This is a genomic window from Oerskovia flava (genome assembly GCF_026163685.1).
Lineage (GTDB): Bacteria > Actinomycetota > Actinomycetes > Actinomycetales > Cellulomonadaceae > Oerskovia_A > Oerskovia_A flava.
This window is the reverse complement of sequence record NZ_JAOXSR010000015.1, coordinates 1-14,633: the sequence shown is the minus strand read 5'-3', so window position 1 is coordinate 14,633 and position 14,633 is coordinate 1. Positions and strand designations below refer to the sequence as shown.

The following is a 14,633-nucleotide window of genomic DNA, read 5'->3' as shown; positions in this document are numbered from 1 at the left end:
CGGACGTCACCACGCGATGGCGGATGTCACCACGCGATGGCGGATGTCACAGCGGGTGGCGGGCACGACGGCCGTCCGGCGCCAGGAGCCCCGATAGCGTAGGGGTGTGAGCACCGAGCCAGCCGCGACGGCGGACGACCGCACCGACCCTGACACCGCCGCCCCCCACGACCGTCTCGCCCGTTGGCGTCCGACGACCCGCGGGTTCCTCGTCGCGAACGTCGTCGCACAGGTCGGGATCATCGTCACGGGCGGTGCGGTGCGCCTCACCGGCTCCGGTCTCGGGTGCTCGACGTGGCCGCAGTGCGAGCCCGGGCAGTTCACACCGGTGTTCCACGAGGCCACCTCGCTGCACCCGTACATCGAGTTCGGCAACCGGACGCTGACCGGAGTGCTCGCCGTGATCGCGCTGGCCGTCGCGGTGATGCTGTGGACGGACCGTTCCAGGACGGACGCGTTCCGTCGGCTGGGGCTCGTCCCGCTCGCCGGGGTCGCGGTCCAGGCCGTCATCGGCGGCATCACGGTCCTGCTCGAGCTCCACCCGGCCGTGGTCGCGGTCCACTTCCTCGTCTCGGCGGCCCTGGTGTGGGTCTCGACCTACCTGCTGTACCGGTATCGCGAGGGGGACGGCGCTCCGCGGCAGGTCGTCGGCACGACCGCCACCCGGACCGGCCGGGTGCTCGGGGCGCTGCTCGTGCCGGTCCTCGTGCTCGGCGTACTGGTCACCGGGTCGGGGCCGCACGGCGGCGACGACGACGTCCCCTACCGTTTCGCGCTGGACCCGGTGCTCGTTACCCGCTACCACGCACTGTCGGTCTGGGCGTTCCTCGTGGCCCTCGCGGTCCTCGTGGTCCTGGTCTGGCGAGCAGGCGCGCCCGCCGCGACGACGAGCCGGGCACGCCGCGCCGTGCTCGTGCTCGTCGCCGTGACCCTCCTGCAGGGCGCCATCGGCTACGTGCAGTACTTCACCGGCCTGCCCGAGCTCCTGGTGGGGCTCCACATGCTCGGGGCCGCTCTGCTCGTGGTGTCGACCACCTGGACGCTGCTCACCCTGCGCGAGCGCCACCTGGTGGTCCGGACACCGGTACGCCCGTCACCCGTCCCCTAGCCGCCGCGGCGCTCCGGCCAGGGCGTGCGCACCGGCCGGAGGGTCGCCCACCCGGCGGACCTCGCGGCGGCCGCGGCGAGGATGCCGACGACGGCGGACGGGTTGTGCACGTCGCCGCCCAGGACGGCCGTGACCGCCTCGTCGAGCGGCACCCAGCGCGCCTCCATGCCGATCTCCTCCGCCTCGCGCACGTGCCGCTCGCCCTCGGGCACGAGGGACAGGTCACGGGCGAGGAAGACCCGGATGGCCTCGTTGCTGCCGCCGGGAGTCGTCAGGTAGTCCACCAGGACGTCCCAACGCGCAGCGCGCAGGTCCGCCTCCTCGGCCAGCTCGCGAGCCGCTGCCGCCTGCGCGTCCTCACCGTCGACGTCGAGCAGGCCGGCCGGGGGCTCCCACAGCTCGCGCCGGACGGGATGGCGGTACTGCCGCAGGAGCAGCACCCGCTCCTCGTCGTCGAGCGCCACGATCGCCACGGCGCCGGGGTGGTCCAGGAACTCGCGGGTCACCTGCCCCCCGGCGCCGAGGTCGACCGTCTCCGAGCGCAGCGCGAAGATCCGACCGTCGTGGACCGTCGTGGACGCGCTGACCGGACGGTCGACGGCCTCGTCGCGGAGGTCCACGTCAGGACCGCGCGGCGAGCGCAGCGGCGACCAGGCCGGCGAACAGCGGGTGCGCGCGGGTCGGGCGCGACTTGAACTCCGGGTGGGCCTGCGTGCTCACGTAGTACGGGTGCACGTCCGCGGGGAGCTCGACGAACTCGACGAGCGACGAGTCCGGCGACGCACCGGACACGACCAGACCGGCCTCCTCGAGCTGGGCACGGAAGGTGTTGTTCACCTCGTACCGGTGCCGGTGCCGCTCCGAGACGTGCTCGGAGCCGTAGGTCGTGGCGACGACCGATCCCGGGACGAGCGCGGCGGCGTACGACCCGAGGCGCATCGTGCCACCGAGGTCGCCGTCGCCCCCGACGATCGCCAGCTGCTCCTCCATGGTGGCGATCACCGGGTTCGTGGTGTCCGGGTCGAACTCGGTCGAGGACGCGTCCGCGATCCCGAGCACGTTGCGGGCGTACTCGATGACCATCGACTGCAGGCCGAGGCAGATGCCGAGCGTCGGGACCTTGTGCTCGCGCGCCCACCGCAGGGCACCGAGCTTGCCCTCGATGCCCCGGACCCCGAAGCCGCCGGGGACGAGCACGGCGTCCACACCGCCGAGCGCGGTCTGCGCGCCCTCGGGCGTCTGGCAGTCGTCGGACGTGACCCAGCGGATCACGACCTTCGCGTCGTTCGCGAAGCCGCCTGCCCGCAGCGCCTCGGTGACGGAGAGGTAGGCGTCCGGGAGGTCGATGTACTTGCCGACGAGCGCGACCTCGACCTGGTGGGCAGGGGTGTGCACACGCTCCAGGAGCTGTGACCACCCGTCCCAGTCGACGTCGCGGAAGGGCAGGTTGAGGCGACGCACGACGTACGCGTCGAGACCCTCGGAGTGCAGGACGCGCGGGATGTCGTAGATGCTCGGCGCGTCGATCGCGTTGACCACGGCCTCGTTGTCGACGTCGCACATGAGCGCGATCTTGCGCTTGACGGGCTCGGGGACCTCGCGGTCGGCGCGCAGCACGATGGCGTCCGGCTGGATGCCGATGCTGCGCAGCGCCGCGACCGAGTGCTGCGTCGGCTTCGTCTTCAGCTCGCCCGAGGGGCCGATGTACGGAACGAGGGAGACGTGCAGGAAGAAGACGTCGTCCCGGCCGAGCTCGTGGCGGACCTGGCGCGCAGACTCCAGGAACGGCTGGGACTCGATGTCGCCGACGGTCCCGCCGATCTCGGTGATGATGACGTCGACGTCGTCCCCGGCCTGTGCCCGCATCCGTGCGCGGATCTCGTCCGTGATGTGCGGGATCACCTGGACCGTGTCGCCGAGGTACTCCCCCCGGCGCTCCTTGGCGATGACCTGGGAGTAGACCTGGCCGGTCGTGACGTTCGACGACGAGGTGAGGTCGACGTCGAGGAAGCGCTCGTAGTGCCCGATGTCCAGGTCGGTCTCTGCGCCGTCCTCGGTGACGAAGACCTCGCCGTGCTGGAACGGGTTCATCGTTCCCGGGTCGACGTTGAGGTAGGGGTCGAGCTTCTGCATCGTCACGCGCAGTCCGCGCGATCGCAGGAGGCGGCCCAGGCTGGAGGCGGTCAGCCCCTTGCCGAGGGAGGAGGCCACGCCACCGGTCACGAAGATGTGACGTGTGGTGTGGTCCGAGCGTCCACCGCTGAGGGAATGAGGTCTGTTCGAGTGGTCTGCCACGGAACTCGATCCTATCAGCGGTTCGCGGGACGGCCCCTCGGGGTGGCTCGCGGCGCGGCGTGTCGAGCGTCTCAGTCGCTCTGGGCCTCGACGTCCGACGGCGTCCCACGGCCCCGTCGCAGGATGGCGCCGAGCGCCGCGCGGTCGGCCACGAACGACGACGCGAGAACCACGACGGTCGCGACGAGCGCCGCGACGATCCCCACGCCGAGGGCGACGAGGAGCGACGCGCCGTCGGGCAGGAGCACCCCGGCGATCGACGCGCCGGCCCAGGCTCCGAGCGCGGTCCCGGCCGTCACCACGCTCAGCGTGCGCGGGACACCGGCGACCGCGTCACCACCGGCCGCCCGGCGCACCGCGACGAGCAGGCCCGTCGCCGCCACGGCCATCCCGAGCGTCGTCGCCAGACCGAGCAGGCGCAAGACCGCCGGCTGCTCGGTGGCCCCGAGCGCCGTGGGGAGCACGAGCGCCGCGCCGGCGACGACCGCCCACCCGGACGCGGTGGCGACGACGGCCGCCCGCTGCCGGTCGATGACGTACAGGGCGCGGGTGAGGTGCAGGATCAGCGCGAAGCCGATCAGCCCGGGTGCCATCCACGCCAGTGCGAGGGCCATGCCGAGCACCGAGCCCGTCGCGAAGTCGGCGTACGCCGACTCGACCGGGACGCTGGCGGCGACCAGCGCGGCCGTCCCGGCGCCGGTGACGGTGAGCAGAGCTCTGGTCGTGGTCGACAGCAGCCGGCGGTAGGCCGCGTGCCGCGCGTGCGCCACGTGCTCCGCGAGGCGTGGAAAGCTGCTCGTCGCCAACGGGAACGCGAGCACGGCGTACGGCAGGAGGTAGACCTGCTGGGCCTGGAGGTAGACCGCGAACGTGCTCGCCGGCCCGGCGTCGAAGGCCGACTTCATGACAGCGAGCACGGAGGCCTGCTGGGCAACGAGCGCGCCGATGCCCGCGAAGGCGAGGTGCGCCGCCCTGCGGCCCTCCCCGCCGGGGAAGCGGAGCGTCGGGCGCAGCCGCACCCCCGTCCGCCACACGGGGACGACGAGCGGCAGCGCCAGCATGGCGACACCCGCCGTCGTCCCCCACGCCAGCCACTCCAAGGACGCGGCCGAGACCGACTCCGGTCTGCGCGGGTCGCCCTGGGCCAGGACGCCGAAGCCGATGAAGACGGCGATCACGACGAGGCTCGAGAACAGCGGTGCCGCCGCCTGCCAGAAGAAGCGCTTGTGCGCCTGCAGGATCCCGCCGAGCACGACCGCGAGCCCGTAGAGCGGGACCTGCAGCGCGAAGACCCGCAGGAACGCCGCGACGAGCCGCACGATCTCGGGGTCGTCGGAGAGGAACGACGCGACGGGGTGCGCGACGACGACGACGAGCAGCGCGAGCGGCACGAGCGCGACCAGGGTCCAGCCGAGCAGCGCCGAGGCGATCCGGGAGGTCTCCACCCCGGCACGGCGAGCGAGCGGCCCCGCCAGGAGCGGCACGACGGCGCCCGCGAGCGCTCCACCGGCAGCCACCTCGAACAGCACGTTCGGCAGCACGTTCGCCGCCGCGTAGGCGGCGCCGACCCCCTCGGTCCCGACGTACTTCACCTGGGCCATCGACCGCAGGAACCCGACCAGCCGACTAGCGATCGTCACGACGGTGATCATCACCGCCGCGCCCGCGAGCGTCTGCGTCGCGCCGCGCAGGCGCCCGGCGTTCAAGCGCGCGTGTCCTCGACGACCGGGCGGCGCCCCCACCCGTCGAGCCGGCGCAGCACGTCGGTGCGCTCGATGACGGCGGAGAAGCTGACCTTCTCGCTCGCGAGCGTCAGCCCGACGACCCCGGCGAGCGCCAGCCACCGCACCGACCGCGGCGCGCCGAGCGCGACCTGCGTCCCGAGCAGCGCGCCGAGGGCGTTGGCTCCCCCGTCGCCGAGCATGTCCCGCTCGCCGAGGTCACCCGGCGCGGCCGCGAGGCCCGCGCCGAGGACCGCACCCGACACGGGACCGGTCCGACCGGCGGCCAGAGGCAGCGTCATCAGGGCGCTCGCCTTGAGCGCACGGCCGGGGCGCAGGTCGAGGAGGTTGACGAGGTTCGCGCCGGTCGCGATGAGCGTCCCGTTGAGCGCGACGTCCGACAGGTGGCCGAACAGCCCGCCCCGCCGAGGCGTGCCGACAGCTGCGGCGAGCAACGACGTCGTGCCGATGCCCAGGACCTTCAGCCCGCCCGTGGTCAGCTCACCGTGCGCGAGCGCGCCCAGGTGCCCGCGCAGCCCTTTGGTCCGGGTGGACGCGTCCTCCGCCAGGTCGTCGACGAGGCCGAACGCCGCACCTCCGGTCGTCGCCGTGAGGAGAGCGGCACGGGTGCGGGCGTCCGGAGCCGCGGCGGCGGCACCGGCGACGAGGCCTACCGCGACGGCCGGGCCCTCGAGCAGAGTGATGGGTTCCCCGCGGTGGTTGGTCCGTGTCCAGCGCGGCGACCCGGCGGGCAGCGCCGCACCGGCGAGCGATCGGACGGCGGCCGTCGCGGCGGCGGAGACGGCGACGACCAGGAGGCGACGACGTGCGCCCATCGTCAGCCCTCGTCCTCGGTGTCGGTGCTCTGCTGGTCCGCGCTGCTCGAGGAGCCCGTCGGGGTTTCGCTCTCGGCGGGCGTGCGGTCGACAGGCTCGAGCTCGACGCTCGGCGGGAGGACCGCGGTCGCGTTCTCCTCGAACCCGAACTGGCCGACCTGACCGTCGAGCCGGGCGGCGAGCGCGAGCGGCACCGCGATGCGCCCCGGCTCGGCCTCGACACCGCTCACGGTGCTCACCGTACGCGCCACCTCGTCCCGGCCACGGATCGTGGACACGAGGTCCCCTGAGACGGCCGTGGGACCGACGACGAGCGCGGCCTGGGAGACCTGCTGCGCGGCGACGGCGAGCTCGACCTCGATGTCGACCACGTACGTGTCGGGCTCGACCTGCTCGGCGCCCTCCTCGGCCTCGTCGAGCTCCTGCGGGGTGGTCGGCACGGGTGCCGCACCGGAGAGGAGCAGGATGACGTCGGCGGGCTCGCTCTGCTCGTTGGTGACGGTGAGCAGGTCGAACCTCACGAGGAGGGACTCGAGCTCGATCGCGGTCTCGCTGCGAGCGTCGGCGTCGGTCGACGAAGCCTCCGTGAGCGCGACCGCGAGCGCCGTCGCCAGGCGTTGCTCCGGGGCGGCGTCCTCCACCGGGTCGAGGTACTCGCCGAGCCCCTCGGCCACCGTGCGGCGGGCAGACTCCTCCGACTCCGCGGTCCACTGGTCGGTGATCTGGACGTGGCCGGCGACCGACGCGCCGGCCGCCTCGAGCTTGCCGGCGATGACGTCGTAGCGCTCGGCGTCGACGGCGCCGAGGTCGACCACGGCCACCCGCCGGTCCGTCAGGGAGTCGGCGAGGAGCTGCGGACCCGTCGCCTCGATGAACTCCGTGTCGTTGCCCACCGTCACGGTGGCTGCGTCCAGCTGGTCGCGGAGCTCGTTGCGCTCCACGCGCAGCTGCTCCACCTGGCCGGTGAGCTGGTCGCCGATCGCGCCCTGGAGAGGGCCGGCGCCGAGGATGATGCCGACCGCGAGCGCGAGGAAGACGGAGATCAGCGAGACGATGTGGTACCTGAAGTCGATCACGGTGCGGTGTGGTCCTTCTGTCCGTGCGGAATGACGTGCGGTGAGGTGCGGGAGCGACGGCGGTCCCGGGCGTGCCGGCTCAGGCAGCGCCGACGAGCGAGCCAATCCACGACGTGAAGTCGTCGATGCGGGCTCCGATGATCCCGAAGAACGTCTGCCCGGCCGACGTCGACATCAGTGCCATGACGACGGCGAAGATCCCGGCGACGGAGAGCAGCGTGAGCTGGACGTTGGAGATGCGGTGCCGGTACAGCCGGGACACGCCCTTGGCGTCGACGAGCTTGCCGCCGACCCGCAGACGGGTGAGGAACGTGCTGGCCATCCCGGCGCGGCCCTTGTCGAGGAACTCGACGAGCGTGGCGTGGGTGCCCACGGCGACGATGACCTCGGCGCCCTTGTCGTCGGCGAGCAGCATCGCGATGTCCTCGCTCGTGCCGGTCGCGGGGAAGACGACGGGGTCGACGCCGAGCTCGCGCACCCGCTCGAGCCCCGGTGCCTTGCCGTCGCGGTACGCGTGGACCACGATCTCCGCGCCGCAGCTCAGGGCGCGGTCGGAGACCGAGTCCATGTCACCGACGATCATGTCGGGCTTCCAGCCGGCGTCGAGGATCGCGTCGGCGCCGCCGTCGACACCGATGAGCACCGGGCGGTACTCCTTGATGTAGGGCCGCAGTGTCGCGAGGTCTTCCCGGTAGTGGTACCCGCGCACGACGATGAGCACCTGACGGCCGTCGATCGACGTGCGGATGTCGGGCACACCGACACCGTCGAGCAGCAGCGCGCGCTCGCGTCGTAGGTAGTCCATCGTGTTCGCGGCGAACGACTCGATCTCGAGCGACAGGCCTTCCCGGGCCTTCTCCAGGTACGCCGCCACCGACTCCGTGGTCTGGAGCTCGCCCTGCGCGACCAGCGTGTCGCCGTCGAGCACTCGGTCACCGTCCAGGCGCAGCGGACGCCCGTCGGGGACCTGCATGATCGCGTCACCGAGGTCGTCGATGAGGATGATGCCGGCCTCGACGAGGATGTCCGGACCGAGGTTCGGGTACCTGCCGGAGATGGACCGCGACGCGTTGAGCACGGCGAGCGGCTTGGCGGACACGAGGGCGTCGGCGGCGACCCGGTCGATGTCGAGATGGTCGATGACCGCGATGTCACCAGGTCGCAGACGCTTCGTCAGGGCCTTGGTGCGGGTGTCGACACGTGCCGGACCGGTGGAGCCCGGGTCCGTCGTCGGAGCAGCAGATCTGCGCAGGGTGAGTCTCATCGTGCACTATCGTCCCACGACCGATGACCGGAGCAGCTCCACCGCGTGCTGGCGCGCGGCGTCGGACTCCTCCTGGCCCGACAGCATCCGCGCGAGCTCGCGGACCCGCTCCTCGCTCGTGACCTCGCGCACGCCCGTGACGGTCACACCGTCGCCGGATCCGGGACCGCCCGGCCCTTCGCCCGCTGGGTCCGCGGTCTTCGTCACGACGAGCTGGGAGTCCGCGAAGGCAGCCACCTGGGCGAGGTGGGTCACCACGACGACCTGCGCGCTGCGCGCCAGGGACGCCAGGCGGCGCCCGACCTCGACGGCGGCCCGGCCGCCCACCCCGGCGTCGACCTCGTCGAACACGAAGGTCGGCAGGGAGGCCGAGCCGTCCTGCGCCGCACCAGCCGTTGCGAGCGCCACCTCGATCGCGAGCATCACGCGTGAGAGCTCGCCGCCCGAGGCACCCTTGCCGAGCGCGCGGGGGGGCGACCCCGGGTGCGGCACGAGGGAGAAGGTCACCGCGTCGGCGCCGAACGGGCCGGGCTCCTCTGCGGGGTCGACGTCCACGACCAGGCTCGCACCCGCCATCGCGAGCCCGTTGAGCTCAGCGGTCACCGCCTCGGCGAGCGCCGCGGCAGCTGCCCGGCGTGACGCGCTGATCTGCTCCGCGAGCTCCGCGAGGCGCGCGGTGAGCTCGTCGCGCCGCTCGGTCAGTGCCCGTAACCGCTCGCCGCCGTCGTCCAGGTCGATCAGGCGCAGTCCGGCGTCGCTCGCCCAGGCGAGCACGTCGTCGATCGTCTCCCCGTAGCTGCGCGTGAGCGTCCCCAGGTCGGCGAGGCGCGTGTGCGCGGTCTCCAGACCCGTCGGGTCCGCCTGGAGGTCCTCGGCGTAGGACGACACATCGGTCGCGACGTCCGCGAGCACGTACCCCACCTCAGCGAGCCGTTCGACGAACCGTCCCAGGGAGGGGTCCGTGTGGCTCGCAGCCTCCAGCGCGCGTCGTGCCCGGTCGACGGCGACGACGGCGTTCTCCTGCGGCTCGCCCGTCTCGTCGCCGACGATCGCCTCGTGGGCCTGCTGCGCCGCCTGGCGCAGCTCCTCGGCGTGGCCGAGCCGGGCCACGAGAGCGGTGAGCTCGGCGTCCTCCCCCGGCGACGGGTCGATCCGTTCTATCTCGGCGAGACCGAGCTTGAGCAGCTCCGCCTCCCGCGCACGCTCCTTCGCACGGGCCGTGAGGTCTTCGACCTCCGCCAGCACCGCCGAGCGCTCCGTCCACCCGGTCCGGTACGACTCGAGGAGGCGCGAGTGGTCGGCGCCGGCGAACGCGTCCAGCGCGCTCCGCTGGTGGCTCGCGGTGCGCAGCCTCAGCTGGTCGGACTGGCCGTGCACGGTCACCAGCTCGTCGGCGATGTCCGCCAGCACACCCTGCGGCACGCTGCGCCCCCCGAGGTGCGCCCGCGACCGGCCTTCGGCCGCGACCGTCCGCAGGATGACGACCGTGCCGTCGTCGTCCACCGTCCCGCCGGCCTCGTCCACCCGCCGCAGCACCTCGGGTCGTGCTGCCACGTGGACGCGACCTTCGACCGCCGCGGACGGCGCGCCCGGGCGGACGGTCGCCGGGTCGGCCTTGCCCCCCATGAGCAGGCCAAGACCCGTGAGCACCATGGTCTTGCCCGCGCCGGTCTCCCCCGTGATGACGGTGAGCCCTGGCCCCAGGGGGACCCGTGCGGACCGGATCACCCCGAGGTTCTCGATCGCGATCTCCTCGAGCACGTCACACCTCCCTGGTGGCGGTCGGGTCGGCGGCGGGGTCGTCGGTCACCGCGGCCGAGGCTTCGACCGACCCGTCAGCCTCACCGGAACGGTCCTCCCGGGCGAGGTCGCTCGCGGTGCGTGCCGCGGCGCGCTCCCGCCACCCGACGACGGGGAGCGAGAACTTCGAGACGAGCCGGTCGGTGAACGGGGCCGGGCTCAGGCGCGCCAGCCGGATGGGCACCGCCCCGCGCCGGATCTCGACGCGTGCGCCGACCGGCAGGTCGATGCGCCGCCGCCCGTCGCAGGTCAGCACCCCTGGAGAGGCGGACCGATCCAGCACGTCGATGAAGCACGTCGACGACGGGCCGACCACCAGCGGCCGGGCGAACAGCGCGTGCGCGGCCAGAGGGACGAGCAGCACGGCGTCCACGTCGGGCCACATCACGGGGCCACCGGCCGAGAACGCGTGCGCGGTCGACCCGGTCGCGGTCGACACGACGACCCCGTCGCAGCCGAACGAGGACAACGGGCGACCGTCGACCCCGATGGCCACCTCGATCATCCGCTCGCGCTGCGCCTTCTCGACCGTCGCCTCGTTGAGCGCCCAGCCCACCACGGGCTCCACGACGCCCGGGAGGTGGACGCGGACGTCGACGACCTGCCGCTCCTCGACGACGTAGTCGTTCGCCGCCAGCCGCTGCACGGCCGCGTGCAGGTCCTCGCGCTCGCTCTCCGCGAGGAACCCGACGTGCCCGAGGTTCACCCCGAGCAACGGGACGCCCGTGCCGTGCGTGAGCTCGGCCGCGCGCAGGATCGTGCCGTCGCCGCCGAGCACCATCACGACCTCGGACTCGGTCACACCTTCACGGACCCGGTTCCGGGCCATGTGGTCGCCGAACGTCTCGGCAAGCTCGTCGTCGTGCAGCCCGACCTCGAAGCCCGCGCTCTCGAGCTCCTTGACGGCCTCGCTCAGGGCCACGACCGCCTCCGGGCGGCCGCCGTGGGTCACGATGAGCACTCTTCGGGTCACGAGGTTCCTCCGGTCGGGGACGAGATCGTCGAGCGGGACGGCGGCGAGGTCGTACCGAGCGTGAAGAGCGGCGGCACCCCGGGGCCGGCGGGGCCGGACGACGAGGCCGCAGCAGGCTTCCACGACACGGCGTCGGTCGCGACCCTCGCGAGGTCTCGGACGTCGACCTGCACGCGCCCGAGGTGCGGCGCTGCCCGCAGCCACCAGAAGAACTCCCGGTTCCCGCTCGGCCCGGGCAACGGGCTCGGGACGATGCCCAGAGGACGCAGGCCCAGACCGGCCGCCCTCGACGCCACCGTCTCGACGGCGAGCGCGTGCAGCGCGGGGTCACGGACGACTCCCCCGCTGCCGAGGCGCTCCCTGCCGACCTCGAACTGCGGCTTGACCATCAGCAGCAGGTCGGTCGACGGCCCGACGACGCCCGCGACGGCCGGCAGCACGGTCGTCAAGGAGATGAAGGACAGGTCGGCCACCACGAGCCCGGGGGTCTCCTTCACCTGGGCGGTCGACAGGTCGCGAACGTTGAGGCCCTCGTGGACGGTCACGCGCGGGTCCGTCCGCAGCGCCTCGACGAGCTGGCCGTGCCCCACGTCGACCGCCACGACGTGCCGTGCGCCGCGGCGCAGCAGGACGTCGGTGAAGCCGCCCGTCGAGGCACCGAGGTCCACGCAGTAGGCGCCGGACACGTGGACGCCACCCAGGGCGCGACCCTCCTCGCTTGCGAGGGCGTCGAACGCACCCGCGAGCTTGTAGGCCGCGCGCGACGCGTACCCCGGGTCGGCCGGGTCCGGCTCCACCACGAGCACGTGCGCCGCCGTCACAGGTGCTGCGGGCTTCGTGACGACGGTCTCCCCGACCCGGACCCGGCCCTCACCGATCAGTGCTGCGGCGTGCCCACGGGACCGGGCGAGCCCGCGGCGCACGAGCTCGGCGTCGACGCGCAGGTTCACACGCCGCCCCGCTCGTCCGCGGGTTCGGTCAGCTGCCGCTGGAGCGACTCGTGGATGACCTCGAACGCCGCGACGTGGTCGCGCAGGGGCGCGTCGTCGAGGCCTTCCAGGCGGGCGAGGGCCTCGGCGACCGCGCCATCCTGGCCTGGCTCACCCGGCCCGGTGGTCGGCACGCTCCTGGGCGGCCCGGGCACGGGAGTCTCGTGGTCGCCCTGCTGCCGCATCCGTCACCCCTCGTCGCTTCCCGCCGGGAGCCCGGCGCGCCGGACATCCGCCCGGGACCCTCCGTGGATCCCGCGTCCACGCTACCCGCCGTGAGAGGGTGCCAGGCGCCTCCGACAGGCACTTGTGGAGACCTAGTGGTGGCCGACCGGGAGGTCCGGCACGCTGGCGGCGTCGAGCTGCACCCCTTGGTCGGTCGCGGCCCAGGCTGCCGCGGCCGCCGCACGCACGGTGTCGAGGTCCGCTGGCGCCCGTTCGTCGAGCTCGAGCCGACCGTCCACCACGCGCGCGGCCGCCGACCCGCAGGTCCACCAGCCGTCGGTGCGCGCAGGGAGCGGGTGCGTCTCGAGCAGGGAGCGCAGGTCTTCACCCACGAAGTGCGGGCGCAGACCGGGTGCGGCGAGGATCGTGTCGCGCGCCGTGCTGACACCGGTGAGCACGTGCAGACCCGGGTAGTCACCGGCCCGCGCTCCGGCGAGATCGGTGTCGAGGCGGTCACCGATCACGAGCGGTGCCGCGGCGCCCGCCCGCTCGACGGCCAACCGGTACATCGTCGGGGAGGGCTTGCCCGCGCTGTCCGGTCGGACCCCGGTCGCGGCCTGGACCGCTCCGACGAGCGATCCGTTGCCCGGGGCGAATCCCCGAGCGGTCGGCAACGAGAGGTCGAGGTTGCTCGCGACGTGCCAGGCACCCCGACCGACCGCGTACGCGGCCTCGGCGAGCTGTGCCCAGCCGAGCTCGGGCGCGAAGCCCTGGGCGACCGCGACCGGCTCGTCGTCGGCGGACTCCACGATGACGAACCCCGCGTCGTGCACCGCGGTGATCAGACCTGCACCACCCACCACGAGGACCCGGGCGCCTGGCTCGAGCCGCGTCCGCAGCAGCGCGGCGGCAGCCTGCGCGGCCGTCATCACCTCGTCGGCGGTCGTCGGGATGTCGAGCCCCGTGAGCTGCTCGGCCACGGAACCGGGCTCGCGCGAGGCGTTGTTCGTCACGAAGACGAGCCGCATCCCGGCCCTGCGGGCACCAGCGAGGCTGGGCGCGGCGTGCGCGATCGGCTCGTGCCCGCGGTACGCGACCCCGTCGAGGTCGACGAGGGCGAGGTCGTACTTCTGCGCGAGCGGGACGTCGGAGCCGAGCAGTCCGGCGGTCATCGCTCACCCCGTCCCGCGGCCGGTGCGGAGCCCCGCGCAGCGGGGCCGTCACGGCTCCCGGTGTCGTCGGACGCCTCGTCGGATTCGTCGCCGACGCCCTCCGTCTCGTCCTGCAGGTCGTAGACGACGACGTCCTCGTCCCCCAGGTCGGCACCGATCGCGGCGGCCAGTGCTCGAGGGTCGACCGACGCGAGCAGCTCGACGGCCTCGGCGTCACGGCCGGAGGCCTCGAGCACGCCGGCGCGGGCCTGCAGGACCCGGAGCCCGAGCTCGGTGGTCGGGGCAGCGGACACCTGGTCCAGCGCTGCGAGCGCGGCCTCGTGCTCACCGAGGTCGAGCCGGGCGCCGCTGACGACGATCGCGAGCTCGGCACGGCCGACAGGGTCGAGGGTGCCGGCCTCGTCGGACGACGCGAGGGCGAGCGCACGCTCCGGCCGCCCGAGTCCCCGCTCGCAGTCGGCCATGACCGCCAGGTGCTCGGACGAACCGTTGAGCCGACGCACGGTCCGCAGCTCACGCAACGCCTCGGCGTACCGTCCAGTGCGGTAGGCGGCAAGACCCGCGGCCTCACGCACGACGTCGACCCGGCCCGCACGGCGCACCGCGGCCTGGGCGTGCTCGTAGGCGAGCTCCGGCTCGTCGTCGATGAGCCGTCCGGCCATCACGAGGTGGCGACCGACCGCCTCCGCGTTCTCCTTGCTCAGCGTGCGCAGGCGACCGCGGACGGTCCGGTCGAGGTCGGAGAACTGGACGTCCTCCGCGATCTCCGGCCCGGGGTCTCGAGGCTCGGGAGTGTCACGACGAGGGCGAGCGGGGCGATCGTCGCCACCGGACCGGCCACCCGAGCGAGCGGGCCCACGCCCCTCCGCTCCGCTCCGTCCAGAGACACCCGACCGACCGGCGCCGCCGCGGGAACCGCCCGCGCGGTCACCGCCGCGGGAACCGCCTTGGCGTTCGCCGTCGCGTGGCGGGCGGCGATCGCCGCGGGCGTCGTCGCGTGGCGGGCGGCGATCGCCGCGGGCGTCGTCGGACCGATGTGGCCTGTCGTTCACTAGCTGTCCCTTCGATCCGTGTGGTGCGCCCATCATCATCCCACGCGTGGGGGGGGTGTGGGGGTATGCCAAAGGCCCACCCCGGTGGGGTGGGCCTTTGGTGAATGGGTGTTCGGCGGCGTCCTACTCTCCCACCCCGTCTCCAGGGCAGTACCATCGGCGCTGAAGGGCTTAGCTTCCGG

The 14,633-nt window shown here is 73.5% G+C and carries 13 protein-coding genes; 1 reads left to right on the top strand and 12 read right to left on the bottom strand.

What is annotated here, in order from left to right:
* The first annotated feature begins 106 nt into the window (after nucleotides 1-106).
* Nucleotides 107-1,108: a COX15/CtaA family protein gene (locus OHL10_RS18030; RefSeq protein ID WP_265523636.1), complete on the top strand. Its 1,002-nt coding sequence runs from the start codon at nucleotides 107-109 to the stop codon at nucleotides 1,106-1,108.
* Here OHL10_RS18030 and OHL10_RS18025 read toward each other — a convergent pair.
* The 12 genes from OHL10_RS18025 to OHL10_RS17970 form a co-directional block, all read right to left on the bottom strand.
* The gene (locus OHL10_RS18025; protein ID WP_265523635.1) at nucleotides 1,105-1,728 is read right to left on the bottom strand and encodes an NUDIX domain-containing protein; all 624 of its coding nucleotides are present in this window, start codon (nucleotides 1,726-1,728) and stop codon (nucleotides 1,105-1,107) included. The two genes, OHL10_RS18030 and OHL10_RS18025, sit on opposite strands and share 4 nt — an antisense overlap.
* 1 nt (nucleotide 1,729) lies before the next feature.
* Nucleotides 1,730-3,403: a CTP synthase gene (gene pyrG / locus OHL10_RS18020; protein ID WP_265523634.1), complete on the bottom strand. Its 1,674-nt coding sequence runs from the start codon at nucleotides 3,401-3,403 to the stop codon at nucleotides 1,730-1,732.
* Between the two features lie 71 nt (nucleotides 3,404-3,474).
* The gene (murJ, locus tag OHL10_RS18015) at nucleotides 3,475-5,109 is read right to left on the bottom strand and encodes a murein biosynthesis integral membrane protein MurJ (RefSeq protein ID WP_265523633.1); all 1,635 of its coding nucleotides are present in this window, start codon (nucleotides 5,107-5,109) and stop codon (nucleotides 3,475-3,477) included.
* Nucleotides 5,106-5,960 carry a hypothetical protein gene (locus OHL10_RS18010; protein ID WP_265523632.1) on the bottom strand — a complete coding sequence of 285 codons (855 nt, stop codon included), beginning with the start codon at nucleotides 5,958-5,960 and terminating at the stop codon, nucleotides 5,106-5,108. Before OHL10_RS18010 ends, murJ begins: the two co-directional genes overlap by 4 nt.
* Nucleotides 5,961-5,962: 2 nt before the next feature.
* Nucleotides 5,963-7,036, bottom strand: a complete 1,074-nt coding sequence (locus tag OHL10_RS18005; protein WP_265523631.1) for a copper transporter — start codon at nucleotides 7,034-7,036, stop codon at nucleotides 5,963-5,965.
* A 79-nt stretch (nucleotides 7,037-7,115) separates the two neighbouring features.
* Nucleotides 7,116-8,300: a putative cytokinetic ring protein SteA gene (gene steA / locus OHL10_RS18000; protein ID WP_265523630.1), complete on the bottom strand. Its 1,185-nt coding sequence runs from the start codon at nucleotides 8,298-8,300 to the stop codon at nucleotides 7,116-7,118.
* 6 nt (nucleotides 8,301-8,306) lie between these two features.
* Nucleotides 8,307-10,061, bottom strand: coding sequence for a DNA repair protein RecN (recN, locus tag OHL10_RS17995; RefSeq protein WP_265523629.1), 1,755 nt, complete (start codon nucleotides 10,059-10,061; stop codon nucleotides 8,307-8,309).
* Nucleotide 10,062: 1 nt separating this feature from the next.
* A complete protein-coding gene (locus OHL10_RS17990; RefSeq protein WP_265523628.1) occupies nucleotides 10,063-11,073 on the bottom strand; it encodes an NAD kinase in 1,011 nt (336 codons plus the stop codon).
* Complete coding sequence (locus tag OHL10_RS17985; RefSeq protein ID WP_265523627.1) at nucleotides 11,070-12,023, bottom strand: TlyA family RNA methyltransferase; 954 nt, start codon at nucleotides 12,021-12,023, stop codon at nucleotides 11,070-11,072. The genes OHL10_RS17990 and OHL10_RS17985 overlap by 4 nt, the downstream gene beginning before the upstream one ends.
* Nucleotides 12,020-12,247 (bottom strand): hypothetical protein, encoded by a 228-nt coding sequence (locus OHL10_RS17980; RefSeq protein WP_265523626.1) that lies wholly within the window; start codon nucleotides 12,245-12,247, stop codon nucleotides 12,020-12,022. Before OHL10_RS17980 ends, OHL10_RS17985 begins: the two co-directional genes overlap by 4 nt.
* 132 nt (nucleotides 12,248-12,379) lie before the next feature.
* A complete protein-coding gene (locus OHL10_RS17975) occupies nucleotides 12,380-13,399 on the bottom strand; it encodes an HAD-IIA family hydrolase (RefSeq protein ID WP_265523625.1) in 1,020 nt (339 codons plus the stop codon).
* Nucleotides 13,396-14,061: a tetratricopeptide repeat protein gene (locus OHL10_RS17970; protein WP_265523624.1), complete on the bottom strand. Its 666-nt coding sequence runs from the start codon at nucleotides 14,059-14,061 to the stop codon at nucleotides 13,396-13,398. The genes OHL10_RS17975 and OHL10_RS17970 overlap by 4 nt, the downstream gene beginning before the upstream one ends.
* Between the last annotated feature and the right edge of the window lie 572 nt (nucleotides 14,062-14,633).